This is a genomic window from Haloplanus litoreus (assembly GCF_045690335.1).
GTDB lineage: Archaea > Halobacteriota > Halobacteria > Halobacteriales > Haloferacaceae > Haloplanus > Haloplanus litoreus.
In genome coordinates this window covers 1,433,941-1,454,510 of the sequence record NZ_CP147874.1, presented here as the reverse complement: position 1 = coordinate 1,454,510, position 20,570 = coordinate 1,433,941, and the positions used below count along the sequence as shown (strand labels likewise).

The 20,570-nt window shown below is 57.6% G+C and carries 23 protein-coding genes; 9 read left to right on the top strand and 14 right to left on the bottom strand.

Translation table 11 applies throughout. From position 1 onward, the window contains the following. Positions 1-74: 74 nt before the first annotated feature. Positions 75-974 (top strand): halocyanin domain-containing protein, encoded by a 900-nt coding sequence (locus V8686_RS07820; RefSeq protein ID WP_379703417.1) that lies wholly within the window; start codon positions 75-77, stop codon positions 972-974. A gap of 368 nt (positions 975-1,342) precedes the next feature. Here V8686_RS07820 and V8686_RS07815 read toward each other — a convergent pair whose 3' ends face one another. Next, positions 1,343-1,738 carry a hypothetical protein gene (locus V8686_RS07815; protein WP_379703416.1) on the bottom strand — a complete coding sequence of 132 codons (396 nt, stop codon included), beginning with the start codon at positions 1,736-1,738 and terminating at the stop codon, positions 1,343-1,345. 386 nt (positions 1,739-2,124) lie between these two features. Further along, positions 2,125-2,448 carry a hypothetical protein gene (locus V8686_RS07810; protein ID WP_379703415.1) on the bottom strand — a complete coding sequence of 108 codons (324 nt, stop codon included), beginning with the start codon at positions 2,446-2,448 and terminating at the stop codon, positions 2,125-2,127. Between the two features lie 164 nt (positions 2,449-2,612). Between V8686_RS07810 and V8686_RS07805 the strand changes: the two genes are divergently transcribed. After that, complete coding sequence (locus V8686_RS07805) at positions 2,613-3,215, top strand: PH domain-containing protein (RefSeq protein WP_379703414.1); 603 nt, start codon at positions 2,613-2,615, stop codon at positions 3,213-3,215. A gap of 93 nt (positions 3,216-3,308) precedes the next feature. Continuing rightward, positions 3,309-4,349: a hypothetical protein gene (locus tag V8686_RS07800; protein ID WP_379703413.1), complete on the top strand. Its 1,041-nt coding sequence runs from the start codon at positions 3,309-3,311 to the stop codon at positions 4,347-4,349. Positions 4,350-6,046: 1,697 nt separating this feature from the next. Here V8686_RS07800 and V8686_RS07795 read toward each other — a convergent pair. The 5 genes from V8686_RS07795 to V8686_RS07780 all read right to left on the bottom strand — a co-directional run bounded on the left by V8686_RS07795 (position 6,047) and on the right by V8686_RS07780 (position 8,575). After that, positions 6,047-6,526, bottom strand: a complete 480-nt coding sequence (locus tag V8686_RS07795; RefSeq protein WP_379703412.1) for a hypothetical protein — start codon at positions 6,524-6,526, stop codon at positions 6,047-6,049. Between the two features lie 65 nt (positions 6,527-6,591). After that, the gene (locus V8686_RS07790) at positions 6,592-7,527 is read right to left on the bottom strand and encodes a hypothetical protein (protein ID WP_379703411.1); all 936 of its coding nucleotides are present in this window, start codon (positions 7,525-7,527) and stop codon (positions 6,592-6,594) included. Between the two features lie 74 nt (positions 7,528-7,601). After that, on the bottom strand, positions 7,602-7,895 hold the full coding sequence (locus tag V8686_RS18450; RefSeq protein WP_458329469.1) for a DUF7521 family protein: 294 nt from the start codon (positions 7,893-7,895) through the stop codon (positions 7,602-7,604). Positions 7,896-7,900: 5 nt separating this feature from the next. Beyond that, positions 7,901-8,185 (bottom strand): hypothetical protein, encoded by a 285-nt coding sequence (locus V8686_RS07785; protein WP_379703410.1) that lies wholly within the window; start codon positions 8,183-8,185, stop codon positions 7,901-7,903. A 45-nt stretch (positions 8,186-8,230) separates the two neighbouring features. Beyond that, positions 8,231-8,575, bottom strand: coding sequence for an ArsR/SmtB family transcription factor (locus V8686_RS07780; protein ID WP_379703409.1), 345 nt, complete (start codon positions 8,573-8,575; stop codon positions 8,231-8,233). 100 nt (positions 8,576-8,675) lie between these two features. Here V8686_RS07780 and V8686_RS07775 point away from each other — a divergent pair, with 100 nt between their 5' ends. Then, positions 8,676-9,629, top strand: a complete 954-nt coding sequence (locus V8686_RS07775) for a CPBP family intramembrane glutamic endopeptidase (RefSeq protein ID WP_379703408.1) — start codon at positions 8,676-8,678, stop codon at positions 9,627-9,629. Positions 9,630-9,879: 250 nt separating this feature from the next. Further along, a complete protein-coding gene (locus V8686_RS07770; protein ID WP_379703407.1) occupies positions 9,880-10,056 on the top strand; it encodes a hypothetical protein in 177 nt (58 codons plus the stop codon). Between the two features lie 145 nt (positions 10,057-10,201). Here the strand turns inward: V8686_RS07770 and V8686_RS07765 are convergent, their stop codons facing one another. Then, positions 10,202-10,645, bottom strand: a complete 444-nt coding sequence (locus V8686_RS07765; protein ID WP_379703406.1) for a DUF5518 domain-containing protein — start codon at positions 10,643-10,645, stop codon at positions 10,202-10,204. Between the two features lie 132 nt (positions 10,646-10,777). Here V8686_RS07765 and V8686_RS07760 point away from each other — a divergent pair, with 132 nt between their 5' ends. From V8686_RS07760 to V8686_RS07750, 3 genes are all read left to right on the top strand, one after another. Further along, on the top strand, positions 10,778-11,173 hold the full coding sequence (locus V8686_RS07760; RefSeq protein ID WP_379703405.1) for a DUF7847 domain-containing protein: 396 nt from the start codon (positions 10,778-10,780) through the stop codon (positions 11,171-11,173). A gap of 63 nt (positions 11,174-11,236) precedes the next feature. Next, on the top strand, positions 11,237-12,673 hold the full coding sequence (locus tag V8686_RS07755) for a hypothetical protein (protein ID WP_379703404.1): 1,437 nt from the start codon (positions 11,237-11,239) through the stop codon (positions 12,671-12,673). Between the two features lie 109 nt (positions 12,674-12,782). Further along, the gene (locus V8686_RS07750; protein WP_379703403.1) at positions 12,783-13,646 is read left to right on the top strand and encodes a hypothetical protein; all 864 of its coding nucleotides are present in this window, start codon (positions 12,783-12,785) and stop codon (positions 13,644-13,646) included. 267 nt (positions 13,647-13,913) lie between these two features. On the opposite strand, the gene V8686_RS07745 is transcribed toward V8686_RS07750, so the two are convergent. Continuing rightward, positions 13,914-14,678, bottom strand: coding sequence for a hypothetical protein (locus tag V8686_RS07745; protein ID WP_379703402.1), 765 nt, complete (start codon positions 14,676-14,678; stop codon positions 13,914-13,916). Between the two features lie 90 nt (positions 14,679-14,768). On the opposite strand from V8686_RS07745, the gene V8686_RS07740 reads away from it, so the two are divergent. Next, positions 14,769-15,761: a transposase gene (locus V8686_RS07740; protein ID WP_379703401.1), complete on the top strand. Its 993-nt coding sequence runs from the start codon at positions 14,769-14,771 to the stop codon at positions 15,759-15,761. A 95-nt stretch (positions 15,762-15,856) separates the two neighbouring features. Here V8686_RS07740 and V8686_RS07735 read toward each other — a convergent pair whose 3' ends face one another. From V8686_RS07735 to V8686_RS07715, 5 genes are all read right to left on the bottom strand, one after another. Next, a complete protein-coding gene (locus V8686_RS07735; protein ID WP_379703400.1) occupies positions 15,857-16,027 on the bottom strand; it encodes a hypothetical protein in 171 nt (56 codons plus the stop codon). Positions 16,028-16,153: 126 nt separating this feature from the next. Beyond that, entirely contained in the window at positions 16,154-16,918 is a 765-nt protein-coding gene (locus tag V8686_RS07730) for a hypothetical protein (RefSeq protein WP_379703399.1), read from the bottom strand. A gap of 71 nt (positions 16,919-16,989) precedes the next feature. Then, positions 16,990-17,655 (bottom strand): SdpI family protein, encoded by a 666-nt coding sequence (locus tag V8686_RS07725; RefSeq protein ID WP_379703398.1) that lies wholly within the window; start codon positions 17,653-17,655, stop codon positions 16,990-16,992. A gap of 702 nt (positions 17,656-18,357) precedes the next feature. Next, the gene (locus V8686_RS07720) at positions 18,358-19,275 is read right to left on the bottom strand and encodes a DUF3267 domain-containing protein (RefSeq protein WP_379703397.1); all 918 of its coding nucleotides are present in this window, start codon (positions 19,273-19,275) and stop codon (positions 18,358-18,360) included. Positions 19,276-19,710: 435 nt separating this feature from the next. Further along, positions 19,711-20,520, bottom strand: coding sequence for a DUF7847 domain-containing protein (locus V8686_RS07715; RefSeq protein WP_379703396.1), 810 nt, complete (start codon positions 20,518-20,520; stop codon positions 19,711-19,713). Positions 20,521-20,570 lie beyond the last annotated feature (50 nt).

Sequence of the window (20,570 nt, the reverse complement as noted above, 5' to 3'; positions counted from 1 at the left end):
GGTATGGGGGCACTCCCAGTGCTGGGGAAGCACCATCGCCGTTGGTTTGACAATCTCTCGACTTGCGAACTGCAATGCAAGGGTCCCCAACTCGCAGACAAATCCTCCGCAGCACCGCTCTCGCTGGTATCGTGGCGATAGCTGGGTGTAGCACAACAAATCGGACAGCAGACACTCCGCGCACCACGTCGCCGACAAGTACGAACACCCCCGAAAAAACGGCGACGACTACCACAGAGGCTACTCTGACGCCACCCGATTCGACCGACGATTGGCTGACGAATGCCAACGGGTACCGAGAAGAGACGCCTCGATACGGGCCTGGCGCTCAACCGACGATCGACGTCGGCCACCCGGTCGAGGACGGGTTGTCGTTCGATCCTCCAGTGATCGAAGTCGCTCCCATGACGAACGTGACCTGGGACTGGACTGGTCACGGCGGCCTCCACAACGTCGTCGCGCTTGATGGTACCTTCGACAGCGGCCGACCGAACGCCCAACCGGGGACGGCCTATCACTACATCTTCGAGGAACCGGGAACGCACCCGTTCGTCTCGGAACCGCACCGAGAGGAGGGAATGCGCGGCGCCGTGATCGTTAGAGAGCCTCCGTCGACGGGGAATCAGACCGTCGATATGTGGGTCGTCGACAGCAGTAACTTCGACGGCACGGTGGTCGATCGAACCGGTTCCGACGTGGCGAGCGTCACCGTCGGGTCACGAGGCAACAGGGGTCATTTGGCCTTCGACCCGCCAGTCCTGAAGATCTCGACGGGCACGACGGTCGAGTGGAAGTGGACCGGAAGCGGCGGCGGGCACAACGTGGTGTTCCAGAACGCCGACATCCACTCCGGGCAGGTTACTCACGAATCCGGCGTCCACTTCCAGCACACGTTCGAGCAGTCCGGAACGTATCGCTACGCCTGTCAACCCCACAGAGCACTCGGTCAGAAAGGAGCGATTATCGTCGAATGACTGTTGCCATCTAATTGAGACAGTGACGAGTGAGACAGCACGGGATTTTTCAACTGATGCGGTAGCACGGAATCTCCTTCCTCGAGCGCGAGCGCAGCGAGCGTCAGAGCGGGGTCGTTGGCCAAGGTGGTCTCAGGCTACTCGTCGATAGAGCTCCCAGCCCACAGCGATACTGACACAGATGACCCCGAGAGCGAACGCCATCGTGCTGTCAGTTTCCCCGAATCGCCAGTCGAATACGACGTATCCGATCACACCAACGAGTGCGGCGATGACTCCGACATACTGGAGAACGTTCGACGACGAGGTGCGCCCTGGCATCGGTTTCTAGTGAGACGGGTCTCGGACAAATACCTCCGGAGAGACTGCTACGTCCGTTGGCGGAAGGAGAGCCAGGCAAGATTTCCGAGGTCTGTGACGAGAAACGCCCCGGCCGAGGCGTAGAGCGGTGTGAGATCGAGGTACTCAGTCCCGACGATGTAGAGACCAATGAACTCGATGGTAACGACGGCACAGGCGAGGAGTATCCAGCCGATGGCTTTCCACGTCTGGTCGTACTGGGGCCAGTACTCGTCGTAGGCTGTCGGCACACCGACCGCGAGCGTGACCAACAGGAGGAAGCTCCCCGCTGATGCACTCTCGGAAACTATTGATTGGAATGCGTACGACAGTGGAAATGCGGCGAATATCGAGACGAAGATCGTGAGGTTTCGTTGGCTCGTTGCCCAATTCGTCACTCTGGACACGACACTCGTGGAGGGCATATGCGTGAGTGATGCTACCGAAACGTGAAATAGGTCAGGTTGAACGTGTCCCGAGACGTGCTATCGCAACCGACCGCTACCGACGTATGCGAGACCGAGGCCGCCGAGAAGAATCACTCCGCCAAATACGACCTCTGGGAGTGAGAGGATTCGGTCTCCGAATACTCCGGCAAGTCCGAGAGCTATCGCACCCAGTGTCGGAAGCGGGTTCGAAGCGAGTTGCTGTATGAAGACTCGAATCGACCAGTATCCCATCTCCAAGTTCGATGTGAGGATCTCTCCGACTGGCCGAGTCCCGTCGGGATTGTTCATCTTCGAGATTGGGTTCCATCAGTGGCAGGTGAGTCTACTGCCACCCTCGGATGTTCTCAGGTACGGAGTACGAGTCATGTCGTATTGGCTGGGGTGTACGTCCGAAGACGGTAGATCATCCGCACGACGGCAAGGACGATGATTCCGCCGAAGACGCCGGGAAGATACGGCGGAACGTCCGTACTGACGATGAGGACACCGAGCACGATTGCGGCCAATCCGATCCGGAGAATGCTGTTTCCTGCGACGTCAGCGACGACTTCGTCGGGAACTGGTGACGTCTCGTCGTATCCTGCCAAGAGGAAAGTCCATCCCCGGAACTTGATCAATACACCGGCGATCAAGAGTACCAAACCGGCACTGAGCCACTGGAGGGCTGTGGAGGGCAACCCGAACATATCCGAGCAATAATCTCTGACAGCAGTTTAATTTCTCTGATCGCTTGTAGATTTTCGATTATTCATGGCTTTCGCACTATACTCGATAACGGAGTTAACTAAACTGTTCCATCATTCGGGAATCGTCCTATAGAGAGACACGTATTCGCTTCGTGTATCGGGATATGAGAGCAGAAAACGAGTGGTTCAAACCCGAGAAACTGACGGTGTATTACTTTCTCTACGAGGTGCTGGCCCTCGTGATTCTTGCTTTCGTGGGTTGTTTTCTGGCCTCACTCGGGGTCTTAGCGGATGCACCGACATGGGTGGTCGTTCCACCCGTGGCCGTGTTCGCGTTCCTGACGTGGTGGATTCCGGCGTTCTATCGGACTGCAGCCTATCGGTTCACCGACGACGAGATCGAATACCGTCGTGGCGTGTTCTTCCAGCAGAAAACGACGGTTCCGTACAACCGAATCACGAACGTCAACGCGTCCCAGGGACCGATTCAGCGACTCGTCGATGCGGGCTCGGTCGGCATCCACACCGCCGGATACGGCGGCCAGATGGGGGCCGAACTCTCGATCAGTGGCGTCAGCGATTACGAAGAGATCAAAGACCAGGTTCTGACGAAGGTTCGACGTCGTCCGCCGGCGGCCACAGAGAGTACTCCCGAGGTCGAATCGGGCGACGAGAAGGCTGTTTCGGAGAGGGACGTTCGAACGAATGAAGAACTCGTGGAACTCCGTCGCATTCGGGAACTCCTCGAACGGGAATTCGCAGGCTGACCGTCTCGAGTCTGAGCGTGAGAACACTCGGTACGTCCTCGAGACGGAAGTGAGAATCTTGATGTCGTTCTCGGCACGTTATCCACCGTCAGAATGGTTCAGGGCACCTCGCTCACCACCCCTTCCCTCCGAACGATTGCGCTACTTGGACTACTCGTCGTCGGTCTGGGCGGCAGTTTCGCGTTCCACGCCGCGATGACCGACATGCAGGTGACATACACCGCGACGGCGGTCCAGCCCGGGGACGACCCTAAACGGGTTGCCGAGGCATCTCCGTCCGTCACCGATCTCGATGGTCGTCTCGAAGACGAGTCGAGTGAGGTTCGTCGGCCGGTCGAAGACGCGGTCCAGAGCGGGTCGTATAGCGGGAACGTCACTCCGGAGCTACACATTATTCTTGATGGAATGGATGCGGAGTTCGTCGTCTACGAGGAGTCGTACTACCGGTGGAACGCGACCGTGGACGAGGACACGACGTTCGTCAGGGTGCAGATGACCCCTGCGGATCCGAGGTCCGTTCTCGAAGCCGTCTCGACGCCGTCTCAAAGCGCATCAGCCAACGTACGGGAGGCGATCGATACTGGATCCGTGACCGGCAGTAACGTCGTCGAACGAGGGATCTACCGCCAGGACGACACCTATTACGCTGTCGCCCCGGAGAACACTGGCGCAATCGCGGCGAACCTGTTCGAGGCGTTCCTCGGCTATGTTCTCACGCCAGTCGGTCGCGGTTACGTTGCTGTTGGACTCGGACTCGTAGCCTATCAGTATCGGGAGTCGTTCGCTGATCGTGTCCTAACCGTCCGTCGGGCGCTGGTCGTCGCCGCACTCGGCATTCCAGTCGCGCTCGTCGGAACCACCCTTTTTGAAAGCGGGAGCCTCACACGGTTTCTCACGTCGCCGGCGAGTACGTTCGTCGTGTCCGCTGGGGTCGTCGCGGGCGTTCTCACCCACCAGCAGCGCTGGGGACGACTGGCAGGATGGACCGTGCTGGTCTGTGTCTTGAGTGTCGGTGCGTCTGTACTCGCTCTCGGCGCCGTCGGTGTGGTCTTTGGTGGATTCAGACTTCTGGTCGGGTTGGGAGCTGGCGCTGTGTCGCTCGTTTTCGGCGTATGGTTCGGGCTCGATCGATAATTCTCACACAGCTCGTACGACCCGGGTAACCGTCTGCGTTCGATCTATAACAGCCCTCAATCAGTCAACAACTCGTCTCCTTGGCGTCCGAATGAAGGAGTTGAAACAATATGTTCGTTTGCTGCTGGCAGTAAACGCGTAATCTGGGGTGATATCTATTACTCTTCGAGCAGTCGAATAGCGAGGAGACCAAGGATTGTAACGGGAATGATGTAGGCGAGGAGAATCGACAGAATCCCGATTGCGTTGAGTAGCGCCCCTGAGCCACCAGATCCGGTTTGTATGAATATCAGAATGACGAACCAGAGAGTCGTTAACTGAATGATGGTGGAATTATCCATATTGCGTACCTACGGTGCTGTGGATGTCTGCAAATTCCTTTGGATTACTCACAACCGCTCTCTGCGCAGTGAATCCAGACTAGATGCTGCCGTACCCTGGATTTATCTTCATTTCTGCCCACGCTCTCGAACATGGCCCTCCATCCGATACTCTTGTCACCGCCAATCGTGCTTCTTACGATGGCTGTTGTCTTCGGTGATGCGCATCGCCGAGAGCTCCCGGTTCGAACGAAAGCGGTGTGGACTCTCGGGGTTGGAATCCTGAGTCTCACGGGGTTCGTCGTGGTATTCGCGTTCGATAGTGCGTTGTATCGTCAGTATCTGCTGCTATTGGGCAAGCCACTGGTCGTTCGGACTCCGTACGAACTACTGGTGTGGCTGTTGACCATCGGAACCGCGTTCAGCGCGCTGGGTTGTTTCATCTATGCGATTGGAACCCGGGCTAGAGCCGGTCGTACAACGTAGTTTTATCCAACAAGAGCGGTGGCCGCATTCAGATACAGATAACAGCTCGTTCCTCCGTGATCGGGGCTGTGTATCGACCGTCACGTTACGGCAGTCACCTCTTTGGGCGTTTCCAACAGATATTCTATCTCAGCGAGACTCTCTCGAACCGATGCAACGTCGCACGCTTCTCGGACTAGCCGCCAGCGCGGGGGCCGTTGGCGTTCTAGGAGGTGCGAGTGGGCTCTCAGACGAACCCCCCGCTCCACCAGCCAAGTATGCCGAGGAGCCGGTATCCCAAGCGCGGGACTGGCCCCGTCTCACCGTGGCCACCGACACGACGACAGCGGGAAACGAACGGTACGGTACCGTCAGACAGCACGCGTCGATTCTCGATTTCGAATCGACTGGTCGGTACGCCCTCATCACACGGTATCGACTCATCCCTGGTTCGAACTACGATGCGACGAGCCGGTGGAAAACGAAGTCGCTGACAGTCGAACACGCCTGGCGTTCCGGATCGCTCGTCTCCCACGTCGGAGACGTCGTTCCCGCTGACGACGGTGATGTCGATTCGAATCTCTATTTAGGTACTACTCGGTCGACCGGACGGCACCGGTGGCATCTAACGTTCGATGCCGCGACGGGAGACGCTCACACCCCTCGCTTCGTCACCATCGTGGACCGTGACGAGCCACTCAAGACGAGCGATTCCCCCGTTGACGCAACGTTCGGAGCAGGGTTCACGAAAGGAGTTCTCAGGGGCCTCAGAACGAGACGTAGCAACGGCTCGACTCGTTATACGAGAAACGAGCAAGCAGTCGAACTGAAGGCATTCACACAGGAACTGAGTCGTTCGCTTTGGCGTCTAAACGAGCTTCGAAAATTCCCTTCGAGGAGTGTTGTGTTCGCTCAGGCAGGAGTGGGGGATTGTACAGTCGGGCGACCGAGCAACCACCATGCCACCCCGAGAAACACGATTCCCGTCGCACCAGTAATCGCCAGCGGTGTCGGATTATCTGTCGGGGAGACGAGAGGGCCGCCGACGAACGCGCCGAACCCGAGTGAGATGACTCCGACGACGAGACAGACCCCACCGAGTGTCTGCAGCCATGCTGACTGTTGACCATCGGTGGCACGAAATATTCGAGTGAGACTTGCCCCACTAACGGCCAGTACGTACAGGAACAGTGGGAATACGATCGGGTAGTACGGAGTGAGAACTGGAAGCGCTACTTCGACCAAGTCGTAGGCAACGATCAAGAGATAGGGTGGAATCTGTGTGGGTTGGAACGGAATAAATTTCAGAAAATACAGGGCGACGATGATCGCGTAGGCGATGGCGACGTCACGGCCGAGGAGGGCGTTTCGGAGTGTTCGTCGAGAGACCATGAGTGACTGTAGGCGGGGAGAGGTGGTAAACATCAGCCGTCTCTCGAAGCGAAAATCCCCGATAACTAGTCCGCGTCGTTGATGTACAGGCCGTATCGGTACAGCGTGTCGTCGTACCAGAGGTGATGGCCGTTCGAGGCAGTCTCGACGTGTTCGAGATCAAGCGCGTCGATCAGGTTCGTGTACTCCGTGGAGAGTGGGGTGGTTTCTCGGTACCTATCCCGGGCGACACTTTGCTCTAGTAACTGTCGGACCGGCTTGTCGAGTTCGGTTGGGTCGAGTCGGGTATCGATTCTGGCGGCGAATGCAATGTCGCGGAACGCGTCCTCAGTATCTGCGACTTCGATTGCGAGTGTCGTGTAGGCGGGTTCGGCGAGGTGCTCGGTAGCGACATCGATTCGGTAGGCCCAGTGGCCGTCGGCGTCCATCGCGACGATTTCTCCGTCGAGATCGTCGGTCAGCCGACTGTTCAGTTCGTACGGTCGCCGGAGGACGTACGCGTCGTCGTGGAGTAGGTCAGCACTCCCGCTTTCCCCGTCAGAAACGGTGTGGCTGTGGAGAATCTTGATTACGCGGCCCACTGGTTGGGCGAGTGAGTCGACCGCGGGGACATCCGCAGGGACCTGCTCTTCAGGGGTCGGAGTCACCCGGACGAACGGCCGTTCCATCCGCTGTTCGCCAGTGACGACGATTTTCGTCTGATAGTACCGGCCATCGTGAGCGACGTATGCGTCCTCTGGAAGTGGCTTGTAGCCAGACGTCGTGTGTCTGCCGTCGGGGAGAATCTCGGACAAGGCACGGTGAGCGGGTTGATCGTACACTGAATCGCCTGGTTGATAGCGGACGTACTCGACGAGCGATTGCTCGATACGGTCGAGCGTGAGCGTGTACTCGTTCTTCTCAGTCGTGGACGTGCCCGACGTGAATGAGGCACAACCTGCGAGAGCTGTGGCTATCGTCGTTCCGGCGAGTTGGAGGGCTGTTCGCCGATGGAGGGCCATACCGGTCCTTTCAGAGAGTGCGGTGTTAATCTGTCGCCTGCTCTGTTCTCGGCTCGCATCGATCGATAATTGAATTACCGATACAGAAGCGCCAGTAGCACGGCACAGAGGCCAGTCACGGTTACGATCCCACGTGCTATCAGAATACCTCCCGTGTCAGCTCCTGCGACGTTCGCGACTGTAACTGTCAGGAATACTCCTGTCGTCAGAAGTCCGATCCCGAGGGCGAGTAAGCGCATCTTCGGGGCGTCATTTCGTTTGAAGCCGCGATACGCCAGCAGTGCGACGAACAGACCGATGAGAGCGGTCAATCCTCGCGAGAGCCACGCAATACTGCCGGGCGAGAGAACCTCTGTACTCAGAGGCACAGGTATCACTGGGACCCACCTCCGTAGACCACCCAGAGGATGACTCCTAACCCAGTAAGCTCGCTCCCGCTCACGAGTACAGACCGGCCGACTGTACCCACGCCCGTGAGAGTCGGCAGTCCGACTCGAAGGAGTTCCGGAACGGTCGTGAGCAGAATCAGGCCGAGCGCGAGATACAGCATTCCGGGGTGTCCTGGCCCCCGACGATAGCCGCGAAGGAGTACGAGGGCGATTCCGACAGAGAGACTGATCGACAACAGCGTCAGGAGAACGACGGTGAGTGCGATCACCGGGTCCGACGATGGCGAACGTAGTTGTAACAACACGTCCAGCATTCAGGACAACCCCTCGAACAGGTCCGTGAATCGGTCGGCCGGATTCGTCGCGGATCTCGTCACGGCCACTTCGTACGCACCATCTTCGAACGTGACCGACACTTCGTCTACGGTCGCCACGTATCGCTTGTAGTGGTGGCCCTCGGGATCGATCGTCTGTTGTTCGGCCACGAGATCGGCCTCCTGTAACCGTTCGAGGCGCCGGTACGCTGTCGGATCGGACATGTCACAGGCTGTGCAGAGTTCGGAGGCGGACATCGGTTCTGTGGTGAGTTCGGCGAGGATGGCTCGCGCGTACTCGTCGTCGAGCAACGCGAGGAGTTCATCGTCGCCATCCCCGTCCATACTGTCTCCCTGAGAGTGGTTGCAAATAAAAAGCCCTCCCGACTTCTGGATCGGAAGCCGATGCTGGGGTGCTACTGTGATGCCCGCTCTCCAGTTGCGTATGCCCTCCACAGAGACCCAAGGCAGGCCTACGTGGCGCGTCCGTTACTGGCTTACCTGGCCTGTTTGGAACCACGACGATCGACGACTTCGGGCCCCGATTCGGGCGCTGTTACCTCTCGTCCTGACGTTTCTGGCTCTCGCGGTCATCCAGACGGCGGTTCGAGCTCGGTTCGAGCATCCAATCCGCGAGTTGCTCGAGCTGATCGGCTTGATAGTCGTTCTCGTTGGGGGGCTCCTCGTCGCCGCGAGGCTTCTCGATCGACGTCCGGTCGTCGACTACGGTCTGTCGTTCGACCGTGAGTGGTGGAAAGCGGTCGCCGTTGGGAGCGGGACGGGCCTCGCAGTCAACGCCGGGGCTCTCGTGATGTCCCTTCAGGCTGGCTGGGTTTCCGTGACCGGATTCGCCGAAACCCCCGGTGTTCTCCCGTTCGTTCCGGCGGTGATCGTCACGTTCGCGTATATCGCTGTCGCGGCAATCTGGGAGGAATTCATCTTCCGAGCGACCATGTTGAAGAACCTCGCAGAAGGCGGAGCAGGATATGTGGGTCGGAAGCCAGCCGTACTTCTGGCCGTCCTCCTCAGCACGCTCGTCTTCGCGACACTACACGGCGGGAAGGTAACTCACGTCAGTCAGTATGGGTACTACGCGATTGCTGGTCTCGTGCTCGGGAGCGTGTACGCACTCTCCGGTAATCTCGCACTTCCCATCGGCTTTCACGTGTTCTACAACTTCTCACAGGGCCTTCTCGGACTCGGAGTCTCTCAAGTCACGCCCGAACTCGTCGTTCTCGAGCTCGTCGGGCCGGATACATGGATCGGCGAGGAGGGACTCGTCCACGTCATCTTTGCCCTTCTCGGTGGCCTATTACTTCTCGCGTACGTCCGCTGGCGGGACGGACAGTTACAAATCGACGAACGTGTGACACAGTGGAATCCAATCACTGAGCAGTAGGACGACAGTAGGCTTCGATTCTTCGCCTTGCTTGAGAGGCAATCGGATTCACGAATCGGACTCCCAACAGAGCATTTGTTTTTTCACAGGCCCTGTTGAAACCCTCATCGTCAGATAGTATCGATGTGCGAGATACAGAGGATGTAGTCAGCACGGGAACGGTGTCTACAAGTGATTTCTGAATAAGCCGTTAGAGGGGATATACTTGTCAACCGCATATTCTAAGTTGTGTCGTACGATTCGACGCGATATGGAAGAAAAACGGGCGAAAGACATTCTTTTGATGGCTATCGCTATCCAGCTCTCCATCATTGGCACAGAACCCACGGATGGCTCGCTATTACCTCTCTTTTTCATAGGCGTTCTAATAACTGTTGTCGTCGTTCTTAACGAAGCCATCCGCCGCATGTCGGAGTATTCGAATTGATAGGTGAGCAATCTGTACTAACCACATCCCATTCATTCTGGCCGCCAATTTGGACTGCTTAATGCGTGCACTGTATTCAGCACGGCTACTGAAACCGATCACTGTGTGAGGATTTCGACAATTCCTCCTCCGGATTATCTCGGGATTAGGACGCGTTCGTCCCCATCGTTTTTCGTGAGCCAACAGTGGTTGCCACCCACCCACCAATACGACCGCATACCAGACCGAACACGGGAGCGATACACAGGACTAGCCCACTGGCGAAGATCCAGAATACGACTCTAGACAGGGGCCATGCCGCCATTGAACCACTAGCCGCTGTACCGACTACCGCTACAATCAACGAGAGCACGGCGAGGACACCCCCGAGGAATCCAGTACGGAGTCCAGCGGCATCCGGATCTGTCGAGCGGGTTGTAGCGACGACCCCAGCGATGAACGCTCCAAGTATCATGACACCGCCGCCAATGGTCGCTTCCGAGTTTGGCAGCCAGTTTAGTACGCCAGCGACGGGTAGCGAGGCGACTGCCCCGATAATCGCAATCCGCCACGATTCGGGGAGTCTGTGACGAAGAGATGACGAGTCCATTCGTTTCTAGGGGGTGTTCCAGAAACAGTATATAAGTTGCGTAGACTCAAACGACGATCAGATCTCTGTGGGGATCGACCGTCTCGGCTAGGTAGTATACGCTTCGGTGAGGCTCTCTCCCCACGCGCGTTCTTGACCCACGACGCCGTCAGGATGGTGTTTGTCGGCCTAGTTGCCATCGCGGTACTGGTGTATCTCCTCGTGGCGTTCTTCGTCCAATTTTACGGCCAGGCTATCGTTATCGATGGCGCGTCCGCGATCGCTTCGTTCAAACGAAGTTATCGCGTTGTCCGCACGAACCTCTTAGCAACGGTTGGGTATACGCTGCTCGCGATGGTCATTGGCGCTCTCGGCGGTGGCGTCTCGCTACTTGCGCGTCCCGAATCTACATCGGTTTCTGGCCTGCCGACGCTGTCGGTGCCTCTTCTGATCGTCGTTGGGCTACTCGCGGCAGTCATCGGTAGCGTCGTGTCGACGTTCATGCTAACGTTCCCTGTCGCAGTCTATGACGAATTCACCACCACCTGAGCGACTAACCAAGGTGATTCATACCCGTGGCGTCTCTCGACATCGTACCAAGAGGCTGCGACGATGGAACGAATCGACGGGAGTACTGGAGTACGCGTGGCGTTGGCCACCGTGCTGGTGGGTCTCCTCCTACTGTCCGTAGCTGGCGTATCTGTCAGTGCCCGACCGCCGCCACAGGCAGTCTGTGGCGTCTGTAGCGACACGCTCGTCGAGACTGCCGCCGACAGCGGCGTCGACGTCAGCATCGCAGCGAGTTCGATCTCCATTCGAATCGCCGAATCCGGAACCGGGCACTGGACGGCACGAGTCAGACTCACCGGTGACGGTGTCGAAACGCTTCGCGAGAATCACTCTCTCCGCGACCGTATCGTCCAACAGGTGCCTGACCGCGGATACGTCGCAGCCGAAGAGCCCCAGTCGCTCACCACGTCGATGAACGGGGAAACCCTGATCGTAGAATACGACGTCCCCGGGATGGCCCACGAGAGTGTGGGTGGTGTGTACGTGGTTGATTTCTTCTACTGGCACGGAGGTGACGCGCGGTGGTTCTACCTCGCTGCGGATTCGATGACGATGCAGGGCCCACCAGGAACGGTCGTATCGCACGCACCTGCCGACGCGACAACCGCCGATCACGTCGTCACGTGGGAAGGCAGCGACGAGCAGTACGACCCCCTCGGCGTTCGGAGTCACGTCGTGTTCGCACCGGACGACGGTGTCGTCAGCAGTGTTTCGACGACGCTGGGCATCGGCATCGACGTCGCCCAGCTGAAAGCGCAGGACTTCGTCGCCGTCGTTGCTCCCCTGACAATCCTCGCCGTCGTTGTCGCGATGCTGCGGCGGTTCGAGAGCCAGCTGACTGAACTTTCACGGTTAGAGTTAATCGGGCTCGTGACCGGACCGCTGACCGTTGTCGGCCTTACAGCAGCGACCGTCGAGACACTCGTCGGGGTCTCTGGTCCGGTGACCGACCAACTGGGAGACTTCTTGTTCTATCTACTCTTCATCGTCGCGGGGACGGGTGCCGGACCGGCACTCCTTCTGGGGGGTCTCCTCGTCGCTGGTCAACTCTTGCTGGCAAAACATCTCCTCGGAAGGGAGAGTGGCGCAACGGGTTCGATGGAAGCAGTGACGCGTCTGCTCCTCTGGCCGACAGCGGCAGTTCTCGCAGGCCAGTGGCTGCTCTTCCCTGCTGCTGCCGCAGGTGCAGCCGGGTACGACGCGATGTACGGGCTGGTGAGCCTCGTGGTTCCGACGTTGTACTTCGTCCCGCTCGCGATCACCCGGCAGAGGGAGACGTCGCTTCACCTCGCATTTGTCACCGGCCTCCTGTTTTCCCCGATTCCAGTGGTCGTCGCACTTGCACCACACACGGCGGCGAATCTCGTGATCGGGTCGCTCGCGCTACGATACGTTCCGTGGGGCCTCGTGATTGTTGCGATAGGAGTCTTCGCATACGTGGCAGGATACCGAGTGGCTGCCACCGAACGACTCGACTGACTGCCCGCTTCACGACGGTCGACCGGACTCAGGGGGGCAATCCCCGAATCCGATCTCAAGACATCTTCTCGGGATAACAAAGAAGCCAGAAGAGCCCGAAATCGAACGTATGCCCTCCAGACGAGCCGCCGGTTTCAGCCTCGCCATCGGCGTTGTCCATGCGACCGGACTACTCCTCGTCGCTGATAGCCTCGGATATTCGATCGGTCCCTCGCAGTATTCGCCCGCCGGTCTCCTGTGGCGCTACGGGGGGCTAGTCGTTGTCGGGACCGTCCCCGTCTGGCTCGCGGCTCGATTCCGCCTCGTTACCCCCGTGGTTGCGCTCACGCTCACGACGGCCTACGTCCTCGGGATGGAACTCACACCTCCCGGACCGACGTTTCGCGACGTTGCCGAACTGGAACGCCTCGCCGAGCCGACCGGCATTACGGTCGTCGAGAACGGACTCTACATCGTTCGCTACATGATCAACGCCTCGGTCTGGACGGTCGGATTTCTCTTCGTCGGACTCGTCGAGTACGTGATTCGGCACGCGTGGACACGTCTGCCGTCGGTTCCGGAATCGATTCCGTGGCTGTCGACCCCGGCGCCACGACGACGAGCCATCGCCATCGCTTCTTCGGGCGGACTGCTCCACGCCGCCGTCATGGTCTGGTACGCTTCCCGCCTCGGAGTGACGATGTCCGGCGGACTCGAGTGGTTGTTGTATCTGTTCGGTGCGGTCGGGATGTGGATACTCGCGGCGATTCCACTCTATTTCCTCGTCCGGCATCGACTGGTCGCGCCCGCGACGCTACTGACGATGTTCGTTCTGATCGACGTCCACGCAGCCTTCACGGCGAGTGTCGAGGATCCCCACGCACTCTACTTCGGCGGCTGGTTCCTCTACCTGGGAATCCTCCTCGTCGTAGCCGGTATCGAGTATGGCCTGCGTCGCCTCGACGTATTTCGACGGTTCGCATCCGAGACGTGAACTTGGATGGGTGGCTCGGTGCTATTGAAACTATCATCTGCGACATGAGGAGCATGCGAATAGCGCAAGTCTAGCAAGCAGTCAGAGTGTCATAGAACGGTTGCCACAGCTGTGTTGCATCTTTCAGTCGGTCAATACAACTGACGTAGTGAAGGGCCCTCACAGGGAAAAACATATTCAGCGGCGTTACGTCCTCAGACGTATACTCTCGCACCAATCAAGCCATTCTTTTTGGATAGCAGGTCTACGGACGGATGATTGTTGCTCTCACCACTTCTCTTCCAGAACGTTAGCAATGGTTCTCCCAAACGCTGGTGACAGGACTTCAGTCCCTCGACCGAGGACGAGATCGGTTTCCTTTGCATTGTCGAAAACAAACCGATAGACAGTATGCTCGTCAAGATGGGTGACTATCCAGATAGGTAATTCTTGACCCAACACTTGTTTTATCCCTTGATTATCGAAGGGAGTAATGCTGTGAATTGTTAGAAGATCCATCTCCCCGAGAATAGCCTCATCTCCAGCAATTGTCGTAATCGTAGCACCATCACGATGGGCTACCAGTTCGTATTGCTCGTTTGTTTCGGCGTCGAGAACACTGAGTAGGAGATCGTCAGAGTAGCCTGCGGCATCTGCAAATGCCTCTGCCGCGGATTCACTCGTCAGGATGCCATCAGCAATCTCGTGGTCACCAGTTGATGCGTGAACCGTCTGCACTTTCTCCGTGGGCACTGATTTCATCTCACGGGTGAACTCACGCATAAACTCCTCGGCAACACTCAACGCTTCCTCTCCCGTATCTACTTTCACCGCCATCTTCCGGTCGCCAAGTGTCCCCTTCGAAAACCAGTCTTGTTTCAATTGCACGGTGTAGTGAGTCGGCTCTTGGCCGTGCTTACGCGCTTTTGAACCACGGTACACAGCACGAACCTCTACTTCAATACCCCGATGGTCGTTTCGAAACGTAGCAATCTTTTTGCCGAAAGACTCTGTTTCCCAGTCTGATGGGACAGAGATTAGGTTTCTGTCCATAGTGGTAGAAAGAGAGTATCCCATTAAATAGTAGGGGATACCCTCGAAAACGATTCGTACACCAAAGTGCAGGGTGAACGCTGAGGTGGAATGAGTTCAGCGACCCTGCAAGATGATCCTTCGGTAGAGACGTTCTTCAATGTCGTGGAGACAGAGACACTAGCGCTGTTTGAGTACCTCTCTTTCGAGTTTCTCACAGAGTTCGACGTGTTCGCCCCGGCGCAGACGGGGCGAACACGAGACCACGAACCACCAGAGCTGATGCGTGGCTTTCTCCACTGCTACTACAAGGACATCTACGGTATTCGTCCCGTTGAACGAGAGCTTCGGAACACGATTGTCTGGCTGAGCTGTGGCTTCGATCGACCGCCGTCGAGAGACGCGGTCGATCGCTTTCTCACCGATCTCGAACACGTCGTTGACGATGTTTTCACCAGGCTCGTCGAGCAGGCCGCCCGCTGCGGCCTGCTCGACTTGACCTACTGCATCGATTCAACCGACGTGAGGGCGATGCCCGCCGATCCAGATGCGTCGAAATGCTACGATCCAACCGCCGAAGAATACTACTACGGCTACGGTTGCACGATCGTCTCGACCGGGCAAAAGATCCCGATTGCGGCGGAGTTCACAGAGAGTAAGCAAGCGCCAGAGGAGACGGCGATGCGCGTCACGCGTGACGCGCTCGCCGTCGCCCAGCCGATGTGGATGGTCGGTGACAGCGCCTACGACACACTCGACTGGCACGACCACCTGCTGGCCGCAGGGGTCGTGCCAGTCGCTCCGTACAACGCACGAAACACCGACGACCCAAAAGACATCGAGTACAGGGTCGAAGATCGCATCACCAAACACAGCGAGGACGTTCAGCTGAAGCAGTCCACGCTGGATGAGACATACAACCGCCGGACTGGCGTCGAACGAACCAACGAATCAGTAAAAGACTGCGGCCTCGGGCGAACACACGCCCGAGGCCGGGTCCACGCACGAGCGCAGGTGTTCCTCGCGCTGTGCCTTCGTCTCGTCGTCGCAATCACAAACTACGAACGCGGAGACAATCCGGGAAGCACGATCATCACAGTGTGACAAGAGTTCTATGACACCCTCAGCAGTAGCTATCGTTTGTTTCAGTCGCTGAGTAGCGTGACAGGCATTAGATGATTGTGCAAAGAAGCGGGGACTCAGAACGCGTTTTTGAGTTCGACAAGCGCGTATATGATGGCAAGAGTTCCTAATACTATTCCGATTGAGCCCAAGAGTTGATTTCGCGGAACGACAGTCGTTTGTGATACGACGAACAGGGCCATCAATATCACGTGGAGGGCAAGCAGGCGGTCAGTCCGGTCTGACATACCGCATCTCCTCATCAATTTCATATGAACGTTCGGTTGCTCAACTCTATTCAGCATGAATGCTGAAACCAATCAACCGAGAAGGGTTTCACCAAAACCGAGATTCAGTAAATCTCTTCAGGAAACTCAAGCGGTATATGCGTACCAGAGCAACAGCACACCAAACAGACCGAACATCGCACCTGCATACAGTGCAATTGCTTGCCCATCCCCTGGTGGGAGAACGAACCAGAGAAGTGGCCCGATAGCGACCATCCCGAGTCCGAAGAGTCCAGCGACGATTCGTTCCGCCCGATCGATCGTCGAGCGTTCCTCGTTGGACGACTCTGGAACCGCGTCGATCAGATTTGCAACTGCATCGACGTAGTCGGATGGCAGTACGACGATGCGAGGTACGGTCGGGGACCCCCGGGTATACGAGAGCCAGCACACGGCGAACGCACCCATCGAAATAACCCGGAACGCCCTCACTTCTTGGAGGGGAACCTTGGTCTCGTCGACGACGAGAGTTTTCGCCGCCAAGTCCGCGTGCCCGCTCGTCGGGAACGCTGCGGTGAGTACTAGCGGAATCCAGCTGGCGATGAACACTGCGAACGGAGCGGAGGGATACACCTGAGTGCTCCCGAGGAGGGTGAGTGCACCGAGGAGGCTTCCGACGAGCAGTCCGCGACGTGAGAACCGCTCGGAGAACGGCGTCCCCAAGTTTGTATCTAGCAAGGCGGGGAAATAGCGGCGGGAGAGCAGCGCCAGTACTGCGACGACGATCAAGCCGATGGCTCGGCCAAGATCACCGGCCCAGACTGCCGCTGCGACAAGCCACAGCAACAATCCGAAGGCTAGCACGATGACGCCACCGAGGATACTCGGAAAGACGTACGCGAGGCCGAGCAAGAGCGAGGAATCAGCGACGTCGAGTTCCCAGTCGACCGTTTTGGCTTTGCTTCGAGCGGACGGATTTGCAGTCATTCTGTTACGTCTGGCACCGAGTCGCGTTCGAGTTGCTCGTAGAAATAGTACGAGTATACGACCGTGATGCCTGCGGTGAGGAGAGCCGGTCCCACGAGGAAATAGATCGCGTACTCGCCAAAGAAGAGCCCGACGAGTGCAACGAGTGCGGTCAGTTTGAACAGGCGGCTCCCGAGACGATGCGTTCGGTCCCAGACGTCGCCGTTCGAGAGCGTCCAAGGTGTCCGAATACCGACGAACCAGTTGCGTTCTGCGTGCTCGAGAAGCACCCCGACGTAGTAGAACAAGCCCGCGACGGCCGCGAGGACGAGAAGCGTGACGTCGAGTTCGTAGCCGAGATTGAACGCGATGACATCCCCGTGGATGACGGCCATGAGCACCGTGAACACGACGACGAACCAGTCGTATACGGGTCGGAACGCTGCGATGTTCTCTCGAAGCGGATCGATACGTGGGACGAGTGCGAAGACGACGAGCAAAACGGCGGCCATCGCGGGGAGAAGTACGAGTGCTACGGGCTTCGACATCGTGCCATCGGGCAGTCCCGCTGCGTTCCAGTGTGTCGCCATCCGCGTCGGCAACGCCGGCGCAGTGAGTATACTCATCACTCCGGAGACGACGACGAATTCCGCCGCAATGAGAAAGCGATGGCGAGAATTCATGATATCCGGTACGCTTCGCTCTCTGATGAACCAGGGGGTCAGATACAGGCCAACGCAACCGCACTCCGGACATTTCTCCGTTATCAGCCGCGACCGTCAACGAACCGTTCGCTACTCACGGAGCGTAATCACTAAGCCAGTGACAGTTCGTTCAAATGTATGGCGGATTGGTCCCCACCATCAATTTCACGCAACTGGATCATCGCGATAGGAGTGTTCTACGTACTCCTTCTAGCGTATTCGATAGTAATCGCAGGGCAGTTGTTACTTGGAATCTTACCCGGGTTCTTGATCGTAGTCTTATACTTCCTTTGGAGAGGTCTCGTCGCCGTGGAAGCGATAGCCGACGCTCAACAGCAGATGGCATCTCGACGAGAAGAACGTCGATAGATACCTATCTCTGCTACTCACATGAGCCATTTCTGCTCGGCAACCGTGACACCGTATGGGGACTCGTCATCTGGACCGCTCTCGGCTATCCAGCGGAGTTCTCGGTCTCGTTTCAAGGATTGGACGGACGCGACCGATGGCTCGCCGGGATGAGTCTCCTCCTCGTTGCCTGTGCCTTCGCGACGGTCGAGGGGGTTTCCCCACCTGACGGAACAGAACTGGTTCTCTACGCCGAAATGCCGGGTCGAGTGTCGGACTAGCGACGCTTGGAGCACTAATTGAGATCCACAATTAAATCCAGTCGAACCTCGACTACTCGGACTCCACAGTCGTCTCGGCAGGACGCTTACCTCGGAGATAACTTCGGAGAAGCGCATAGCCAAGTCCAACTGTTGCGCCAAGACTCAGAACACCAAGCCCGACTCCGAACGAGATCTCCTCGGGTGTGTTCGTGAACGAGAAGACGTACGTGATCGTACCCGGCGTGCCGACCGTGAGTGACTCGATACCGAGGATCGACAACAGGATTGGACCGCCGACTGCTAATAGAATCAAGACGCCGAATGTCGCGACGGCGGCCCCTGAAAGTGCCTCCCAGACCAATTTCGTTATCGACAGTGATCGCGGACGATCGGCCTCTCGTCCGAGAATACGAACGCCGCCTTCGTGATCGACGATTCGGATGTGAGCGGGATAGCTCAGTACCATCAGCGTCATCCAGATGTCGGCGATCGCGCCCGCGGCATTCAACGTGAGCGGGACGATCAGCCACCCCCACTCGAATACGATCATGAGCGGGACACCGAGAACCGTCAAGACGACGAGCGGCGTCAAGAGCACGACGATAAACTGGTTCCGGGAAAACTCGTGATCTGTCGTCGCGTACGCGTAGGGGAGGATGAAGTGGGCGATGCCGACACCGTAGCGTGCTTCACCGCCGTAGTATCGGATCGCGAGCCCGTGGAGCCATTCGTGCGGAACGATGAAAGCGGTCCCCAGAATCACGATCACTACCACGTTCAGCGCGTCGGTCCACCATCCAATACCAGGGGGTGCGAACTGAAAACGCGCAACGTGTCCAGTTGCCATCTGATAGAGGGTACTGAACACCGCCCAGCCGACGATCATCCCGAGCGTTCCGATCGCAGTCATCCGGATCGTGAGCCCCCGCGTCAATTCGAGGTCCGCGAGAATTGTCTCGGTGTCGTCGACGTTACGGCTGGCCATCATCGACGGCCACGTTCGGTGTACTCTTGAATTGTTTCGTACCCCTTCAACGCTAGCGACTCAGATGCCCTGAATCCCACGCGAATAGAAGCGTGAATACGGTGAAGAAGATAATAACCCAGACCAACCTCGGGAAACTCCCCGGTTCGGGACTCCCTTCGAGAGGAGTACTCGCGATAGTGGCGATGAACAGCGAAAGTACTAGAAACAAGATGTACTTGAGAAAAGCTCGAATCATGCTTGTGTGCCTATCCTCGATGCATTGGATTCGAGTGGCGTGACTCGCCTCGAGGTCGGAGCCACGCGGAGATATCCAGTACCGTGACGAGAACGCCACCACAGAGAAAAATAGCGAGTCGGAACGGCGAACTGTCGACCACCGGCCACTGTGAGAGGACGATCACGACCAGTGCGAGTGCCGCACTGGCAGTTTTCCGATCAAGTACCATCGGTGGCTCCGGGATTGATCGTCCGATAGAACGCAACCGAATAGACGCCGAAGAAGCCACCGAACAGTGCTCCAAAGACAAGAACGAGAAGGGAAACACCAACAGCACCAGCTAGAGAAACCTGCGGAAGGGGTAACGTGCTGGGGGACTGGGGTGACGTGAGGAGCGAACCAATAGCAAACACCCCACCAGCAATACCGCCGAGTATCCCAACGAGTACCGAGTATCCAAGTGTACTCACGAGATGATGGCGGACGACGGAGACGCTGTGTTTGAGCCCACCGACAGCACCGAGATCGTCGATAACGATAGCCTGACTGTAGAACTGGACGAAGAAGAGTACCAGTAAATACGCGAGTACCACGAGAGCGACGATCAGGCCGATAATGACGAGGACTCCGATGCCGACGCCACCGGTGTCGCTGTACGCTGCGAAGCCACCGAAGATTGCCACGAAGAACGCGACGAACCCGAGTGCGAAGTTGACGGCAACGAGTACGAGCGATACGACGAGAATCGACACGTAGTTCGATTTGCCTTCGCGAACGAAGCTTTCGAGCGACGTCTGTCCGTCGAGTGCTTCGTCAGCCATGCCGACGATGCCGGCCTGGAAGAACGGCATGATGAAAATAAATACGAGCGAGATCACCATCGAGACGACGCTGGCGACGAGTGGATTGATCGCTTGGAGAACTAACTGCGGGATTTGGAACAGTAGTATTACGAATACCGGGGCGAACAGTATCGGATTGCGCTGGAGGGCGCTCGGCGTTTGGCGGAGGGCTTTCAGGACAGCCATAACCGTGGTTCATTTAGTAATCTGATAAGTATTTCCTCTCCGATGGCCGA